The sequence below is a fragment of the Mesorhizobium sp. M5C.F.Cr.IN.023.01.1.1 genome (assembly GCF_003997585.1).
GTDB classification, from domain to species: domain Bacteria; phylum Pseudomonadota; class Alphaproteobacteria; order Rhizobiales; family Rhizobiaceae; genus Mesorhizobium; species Mesorhizobium wenxiniae.
Map to the genome: position 1 here is coordinate 1 of NZ_RZSU01000183.1, position 7,325 is coordinate 7,325.

A 7,325-nucleotide genomic window follows, 5' to 3' on the forward strand; every position below is an offset into this window, starting at 1 on the left:
ACGATGAAGAGTTCTGCGCCGGCGCCAGGAAAAGGAAGTCTCGCGCAAGAGCGCGGTGCGCAAGCTGCGCCTGCCCGGCAAGCTCGCCGACTGCACGCAGAATGCCGCGGCCGGCGCACCCGCTCGTCGGCACGCGCGATCACCCATTCGAGCAGCTTCGAAGCTTCCTGCGGATTATCGGCCAGCCAGTGATCGAAGGGATCGCGGATGGCGGTCTCGACGATCCTGATCGCTTCGATCGTGGCCAGCCTGTCCTTGGTCTGACCGACGAATTCCGGCTCGCGGATGAACACAGACAGCATGCCTGCCGCTGAGATCATGACGTCTTCCGACGTGACGATCGATGCACGCTTGTTGCCGACCAGCTCGGCATAGGCGCGCAAGCCGCGCGTCAAGACGTTGCGGAAGCCGGCCTCGTGCGTGCCGCCTTCGCCGGTTGGTATGGTGTTGCAGTAGGAATTGAGGAACCCGTCGCCGCCGAACCAGGTCACCGCCCATTCGAGCGAACCGTGGCCGCCTTGCCTGTCGCTTTTGCCGGCGAAGATTTCGCGGGTGACCTGGAATTCGTCGCCGAGCGAGGCTTTCAGATAGTCCTTGAGGCCACCGGGAAAATGGAACTCGGCCTTAGCCGGCGTCGTGTCCTTCTCCTTGATCAGCGACGGATCGCAGGTCCAGCGGATCTCGACGCCGCCGAACAGATAGGCCTTCGAGCGCGTCATGCGGTAGAGCCGCGCCGGCTCGAATGCCGCACCCTTGCCAAAGATCTGCTCGTCGGGGTGGAAGCGTATCCTGGTGCCGCGCCGGTTATGTACCTCGCCGAGTTGCTCCAGGCCGGTCACCGGAACGCCGCGCGAAAAACGCTGGCGATAGAGCTGGCGCCCGCGCGCGACCTCGACCTCGAGATGGTCCGACAGTGCGTTGACGACGGAGACGCCGACCCCGTGCAGGCCGCCCGAGGTCTCGTAGACCTTGCTGTCGAACTTGCCGCCCGAATGCAGCGTAGTCATGATGACTTCGAGCGCCGGCTTCTTGAATTTCGGATGCGGATCGACCGGAATGCCGCGGCCATTGTCGGTCACCGCCAGATATCCATCGGCCGAAAGCTCGACATCGATGAAGGTCGCGTGGCCGGCGACCGCCTCGTCCATCGAATTGTCGATGACCTCGGCGAACAAATGGTGCATCGCCTTGTCGTCGGTGCCGCCGATATACATTCCGGGCCGCCGCCGCACCGGCTCCAGCCCTTCCAGAACCTCGATGTCGGCGGCGCTGTAGCTCTCGCTGCCGTCGCGGGATGCCGGGCGCTTCGCCGCCTGCACCAGCGGGTCGGCCGGGCGAGCGGTGGCGCGAACCGGTTGCGGCTGCTTGTCCATAGTGCCGAAAAGATCGTTGGTGTCGTCCATGCTAGTCCTGGATTGCGATGCTGCGAATCACCATCCGATACTGCCACGCTTTTTGCGGGCAGGCGACGGAGGTTCCTGTTACGTCAACGGATAGAGCCTCTTACTGCAAAATCATCCGGCAACCAAGCGGCGGAAATGGGTCGAAACTCCGGCCTTCAGGGGTTTGCCGTCTCGGCCACCCGCATTGCCTGTACGCGGGAAATGAGGGGGCAGTCTGCCTCGCAGTCGACTGGTTCTATTCCGCCGCCCCCAGATACTCCGACAGCGGCGGGCAGGAGCAGACGAGGTTGCGGTCGCCGGCGACATTGTCGATGCGCGACACCGGCGGCCAGTATTTGGCTGATGTGTCGGCATCACCGGCGGGGTAGGCCGCCTCCAGGCGCGAATAGGGATGGGTCCACTGGCCGGCCAGCGTCTCGGCCGCGGTGTGCGGCGCATTGACCAGCGGATTGTCGGCCAAGGGCCATTCGCCTTTCGCCACCTTGGCTGCCTCGCCTGATATCGCGATCATCGCCTCGCAGAAGCGATCGAGTTCGCTCTTGGGCTCGGACTCGGTCGGCTCGACCATTAGCGTGCCGGCCACCGGAAACGACATGGTCGGCGCATGGAAACCATAATCGATCAGCCGCTTGGCGATATCGTCGACGCTGATGCCGGAGCTCTCCTTGAGCACGCGGGTGTCGAGGATGCACTCATGGGCGATGCGATCGTGCCTGCCCTTGTAGAGGAGCGGGAAGTGCGGTGCGAGCCGCGTCGCCACGTAGTTGGCGGAAACGATCGCCGTCTCGGTGGCCTGCTTGAGGCCGGAAGCGCCCATCATGCGGATATACATCCAGGTGATCGGCAGGATCGAAGCGCTGCCGAACGGTGCGGCCGACACGGCATGGCCCGTGCCTTCGGTGACGTGGCCGGGCAGATACGGTCTCAGATGCGCCTTGACGCCGATCGGGCCGACGCCGGGACCGCCGCCGCCATGCGGGATGCAGAAGGTCTTGTGCAGGTTCATGTGGCAGACATCGGCGCCGATGTCGCCGGGGCGAGCGAGGCCGACCAAGGCGTTGAGGTTGGCGCCGTCGAAATAGACCTGGGCGCCATGCTCGTGAATGAGGGCGCAGAGGTGGCGCGCGCCTTCCTCGTATACGCCATGCGTCGAAGGATAGGTGAACATAAGCGCGGCGAGATTCTTGGAATGCTCATTGGCTTTGGCACTCATATCGTCCATATCGATATTACCATCCTCGGTGCAGCGCACGACGACGACGCTCATGCCGGCCATCGCCGCACTCGCCGGATTGGTGCCATGCGCGGATGACGGGATCAGGCAGACGGTGCGGTGGCCTTCGCCGCGCGAGCGGTGATAGCTGCGGATGGCGAGCAGCCCGGCATACTCGCCCTGGCTGCCGGCATTGGGCTGCAGGCTGACCGCATCGAAGCCAGTGATCTCCGACAGCCAGCCCTCCAGTTCGCCCACCATTGCGCGATAGCCTGCCGAATGCCCGGCCGGCGCGAATGGATGCAGATTGGCGACGCTTGGCCAGCTCACCGGCATCATCTCGGCGGCGGCGTTGAGCTTCATCGTGCAGGAGCCGAGCGGGATCATGGCGCGGTCGAGCGCCAGGTCCTTGTCGGCCAGCCGGCGCAGGAAGCGCATCATCTCCGTTTCCGAGTGGTTTTCGTGGAAGACCGGCTGGCTGAGAAACGCCTTACCGCGTGGCTTGCCCGGAGTGGTGCTGGTGCCAGCAGCGCCTGCCTTGGCGCCGAACAGTGCTGCGATGGCGTCCAGATCGGCATCGGTCGAGGTCTCGTCGAAGCTGATGCCGATGTGGTCGGCGTCGATGACGCGCAGCAATCGGCCGGTCTTTTCAGCAGCGGCGGCGATCGCGCCGGCTCTGCCCTTCACTTCCACCGTCACCGTGTCGAAGCGGCTTGCGCCAAGCACCGAAATTCCTGACGCAGTGAGACCGGTTGCCAGCCGGTTAGCCAATGAATGGATTCGGCCGGCAATCGCCTGCAGCCCGGCAGGGCCGTGCCAGATCGCATAGGCCGTCGCCATGTTTGCGAGCAGCGCCTGCGCGGTGCAGATGTTGGAGGTCGCCTTGTCGCGGCGAATATGCTGTTCGCGCGTTTGCAGCGCAAGGCGATAGCCGGGGCGGCCCTTGCTGTCGGTGGACTGGCCGACAAGGCGGCCGGGCATCAGCCGAGTCAGCCTGTCGGAAACGGCGCAATAGGCGGCATGCGGCCCGCCAAACCCCATTGGCACGCCAAAGCGCTGCATCGGGCCGACGGCGATGTCGGCGCCAAGCGTAGCCGGCGCGTCGGTCAGCGTCAGGCCGAGCGGATCGGCAATGAAAACGACCAGCGCGCCGGTGGCGCGGGCTTTCTCGATTACCGCCTTGTGGTCGCCATAGACGCCAAACGTATCAGGCCAGGAGACCAGCAGAGCGGCGGTGTTGTCGTCGATCGTGTCGCCGTCGACCTCGATGCCGAGGGGCTCGGCGCGGGTGCGCACGACGTCGAGCGTCTGCGGGTGCGGCGTGCCGGCAAGCGCCACCTTGGTCCGCTTGTCGCGATGATGGCGCAACGCAATGCCGACCGCCTCGGCCACCGCCGTCGCCTCGTCGAGCAGCGAGGCCGACGCCACCGGCAGGCCGGTCAGCTCAGTGACCAATGTCTGGAAATTGAACAGCATTTCGAGCCGGCCCTGGCTGATCTCAGCCTGGTAGGGAGTGTAAGCCGTATACCAGGCCGGGTTCTCGAACAGATTGCGCTGGATGACCGGCGGCACATGGACGCCGTGGTAACCGGCACCGATAAAGCTCTTCAACACGGTATTTTTGGCCATCGTCGCCGAAAGCTCGGCCAGCGCCTCCGCTTCGCTCGCCGGGGCCGGCAAGGCCAGCGGCCGGTCGAGGCGGATCGATCTCGGCACAGCCTGACTGATCAGCGTCTCGACTGAGGGAACCCCGATCGTCGCCAGCATGGCTCTGACGTCATTGAGGCCGGGGCCAATATGGCGGGCCGAGAAGGCGTAGGGTGCTGCGGTCATCTTTCTGGTCCTGCTATCAACCAATATGGGCTTTGTAGGCGGCCTCATCCAGGAGACCTTCGAGTTGGCTTTCATCGGCCAGCCTCATCTTCCACAGCCAGCCGTCGCTGGTCGCCGCCGAATTGACCAAAGACGGGTCCGACGACAGCGAGGTGTTGGCCTCGGTGATCTCACCGTCGACCGGTGCATAGACGTCCGATGCCGCCTTGACGGATTCGACCACGACGGCCGTATCGCCCTTGGCCAGCTTTTTCCCAAGCTCCGGCAATTCGACGAAGACGAGATCGCCGAGTTGCTCCTGCGCGTAGTCGGTGATGCCGACGGTGGCGATACCGCCTTCGACGCGGAGCCATTCGTGATCTTCGGTGAAATAGGTTTTTGCCATGAAGTTCATCCTTTGCGGTAGCGATGAGGCGTGAAGGGCAGGGGACTGATATCGACCGGGATTTTGGTCCCGCGAACGTCGGCGAAGAGTTTTGCGCCAGGTTTGGCCAGCGCTGTCTGGACGTAACCCATGGCGACCGGATGCCCGGCCGAGGGGCCGAAGCCGCCGGAGGTGACGTGGCCGGCGGGATTGTCGTCGGTGTCGAAAAGGGCAGCGCCGGTGCGCACCGGCTGGCGGCCTTCCGGCTTCAGTCCGACGCGTTTGTGCGCCGGGCCGCGCTCCAGGATTGAACGCAATGCGTCGGCGCCGATGAAGGCGCCAGAGGCGCGAACCTCTTTCGGGATCGCCCACATCAGCCCGGCGCTGGCCGGGTCGATCTCAGGCGTGATGTCCAGCCCATGCAGGCACAGCCCTGCTTCGAGCCGCAGGCTGTCCCGGGCGGCCAACCCAACCCACATCACGCGCTCGTCCTCGAGCAGCTTGGCGACGAGATTTCGCGCATCCGCTTCCGGCAGGCCGATCTCGAAACCGTCTTCACCGGTATAACCCGACCGGCTCATGAACCAGTTTTCGCGGGGCTCAAAGCCGTGCATGAACAGCAGCGATCCGGTCTCGATGCCGGCGCGGGACAGGGCGGCCCAGGCTTCAGGCCCCTGGATCGCCAGGAAGTCGCGGTCGAGTGCATCGATCTTGACATCAAAATCCCCCTTTGCCTCAACATCCCCCTTTGCCTCAACATCCAGGGCAAGCCCACGAAGGTGCTTTTCGTCGGCTTCGGCATTGCCGGCATTGGCAACGACCATGAAGCGTGCCTGGCCGAGCCTGGTGACGATCAGATCGTCGAGGATGCCGGCGGCTTCATTGAGAAAGAACGTGTATTTGGACTGGGAAACTTCAAGCGCGCCGGCGTCGAACGGGCAGGCACGGTTGAGCAGTGCTTCAGCGCCCGAGCCACTGATCTCGAACAGCTTCATGTGCGAGATGTCGAACAGGCCGGCATGCTCGCGGGTATGAAGGTGCTCCTTCATCACGCCGGCCGGATAGGTCAGCGGCATCGACCAGCCGGCGAACGCGCCAAAGCGCGCACCGGCGCCCGCGTGCAGGTCTTCGAGGGGAAGGTGTTTGGTGTCGTCGCCCGTCATGTCGTCTCCAGAGTCGCACGCAATCGGCCGCGAATGGCGACCAGTCCGTGCCCCTCTGTCTGAAGCCTGAGAGACTCGCGCCCCGTAACTCTGTCGGCAGCGCTTACACCTTCGGCGCGGGGGCAAGCCCCGACTTTCCAGAGTGTCTTTCCCGTCTACGGTTCTTTTGCCTGAGAGATTTCGGGCGATTTCCCCTTCGGCGGCAGCTCTCGCTGCTCTCTCCCGCAAACAGGTAGGACTCAATTTGAGCCCTCGACTCGCCATCCATAGCCTGCGGGCGACACCTTGTCACCTCCCAGCGACACCTCACCGACAAGTCTTCGCTAACCACGCGGTTTGCCGGTTTCTCAACGAACTCCCGATATATTGGGTCCAAACGACGTTCGGACGGGAAGAAATGGGCGAATTAACGATGAGCGCGCCTGTGGCCGGGCTGGCCTCGAAAAATCGGATCACAGCGGAAGACGTGGTCATGCTGCGCCGCGAGGTGTTTGGCGACGGCGTGGTGACGCGCGGCGAGGCCGAGGCGCTGTTTGCTCTCGACGCAACGGCCAAGGACAAATGCGCGCAATGGCCGGACTTTTTCATTGAAGCCGTCACCGACTTCATCGTTCATCAGGAAAAGCCGGCGGGCTATATCTCGCAGGACAATGCCGACTGGCTGGTCCGGGCGATTTCGCGCGACGGCATGGTCGACAGCCGGACCGAACTCGAATTGCTGGTGCATGTGCTGGAAAAGGCGAAATCGTCGCCGAACGGGCTCTGCGCCTATGCGCTGGAGCAGGTCGCCCATGCCGTCATCGACGGCAAGGGGTCGCTGATGCATGACGGCAAGCTGGTTCCCGGCCTGATCGCCAAAGCGGAAGTCGAGCTTCTGCGCCGCATCCTCTATGCCCATGGCGGCGACGGCAACATCGCGATCACCCGCGCCGAGGCCGAGATGCTGTTCAAGATCAATGAGCGGACAGCGGCTGCCGACAACGATCCGTCATGGAATGATCTGTTCGTCAAAGCGATCGCCAATTTCGTCATGTGCTCGGCCGGCTACGAAGCGCCGATGCGCGACGTGGCGCTGCGCCGGGATTCTTTCTTCGAGCAGGCGGAACCGGGGATCGGCAGTTTCTTTGGCCGCATGGTATCGGGTGGCCTCGCTGGCATCATGGAAGCCTATTGCGCGCCGGGCGATATCGAATCCGAATGGGAATCGAAGAACAAGGCAGCCGAAGCACTGGCCCGCCGCGCCGAAACCATCGACGCGAGCGAGGCGAAGTGGCTGGCTGAGCGCATCGGCCGCGACCGGCCGCTGCGCGAGAACGAGCGCGCGCTGCTGACGCTGATCAAGCATGCCT

Annotated in this window: 5 protein-coding genes and 1 riboswitch; of the genes, 1 reads left to right on the top strand and 4 read right to left on the bottom strand. The window is 64.0% G+C overall.

What is annotated here, in order from left to right; genetic code table 11:
• The 4 genes from EOA78_RS34335 to gcvT all read right to left on the bottom strand — a co-directional run.
• The coding region (locus EOA78_RS34335) for an ATP-binding protein (protein ID WP_245477984.1) at positions 1-1,403 on the bottom strand (1,403 nt) is incomplete at its 3' end.
• A 235-nt stretch (positions 1,404-1,638) separates the two neighbouring features.
• Positions 1,639-4,449 (bottom strand): aminomethyl-transferring glycine dehydrogenase, encoded by a 2,811-nt coding sequence (gene gcvP, locus EOA78_RS34340; RefSeq protein WP_127320049.1) that lies wholly within the window; start codon positions 4,447-4,449, stop codon positions 1,639-1,641.
• Between the two features lie 16 nt (positions 4,450-4,465).
• Positions 4,466-4,834, bottom strand: a complete 369-nt coding sequence (gene gcvH / locus EOA78_RS34345; protein ID WP_127320051.1) for a glycine cleavage system protein GcvH — start codon at positions 4,832-4,834, stop codon at positions 4,466-4,468.
• 5 nt (positions 4,835-4,839) lie between these two features.
• Complete coding sequence (gcvT, locus tag EOA78_RS34350) at positions 4,840-5,976, bottom strand: glycine cleavage system aminomethyltransferase GcvT (protein WP_127320053.1); 1,137 nt, start codon at positions 5,974-5,976, stop codon at positions 4,840-4,842.
• A 148-nt stretch (positions 5,977-6,124) separates the two neighbouring features.
• A riboswitch (glycine riboswitch) is annotated at positions 6,125-6,211 on the bottom strand.
• Positions 6,212-6,373: 162 nt separating this feature from the next.
• Between gcvT and EOA78_RS34355 the strand changes: the two genes are divergently transcribed.
• Positions 6,374-7,325, top strand: a 952-nt coding sequence (locus tag EOA78_RS34355; protein WP_127320055.1) for a hypothetical protein, incomplete at its 3' end; no start/stop codon positions are given.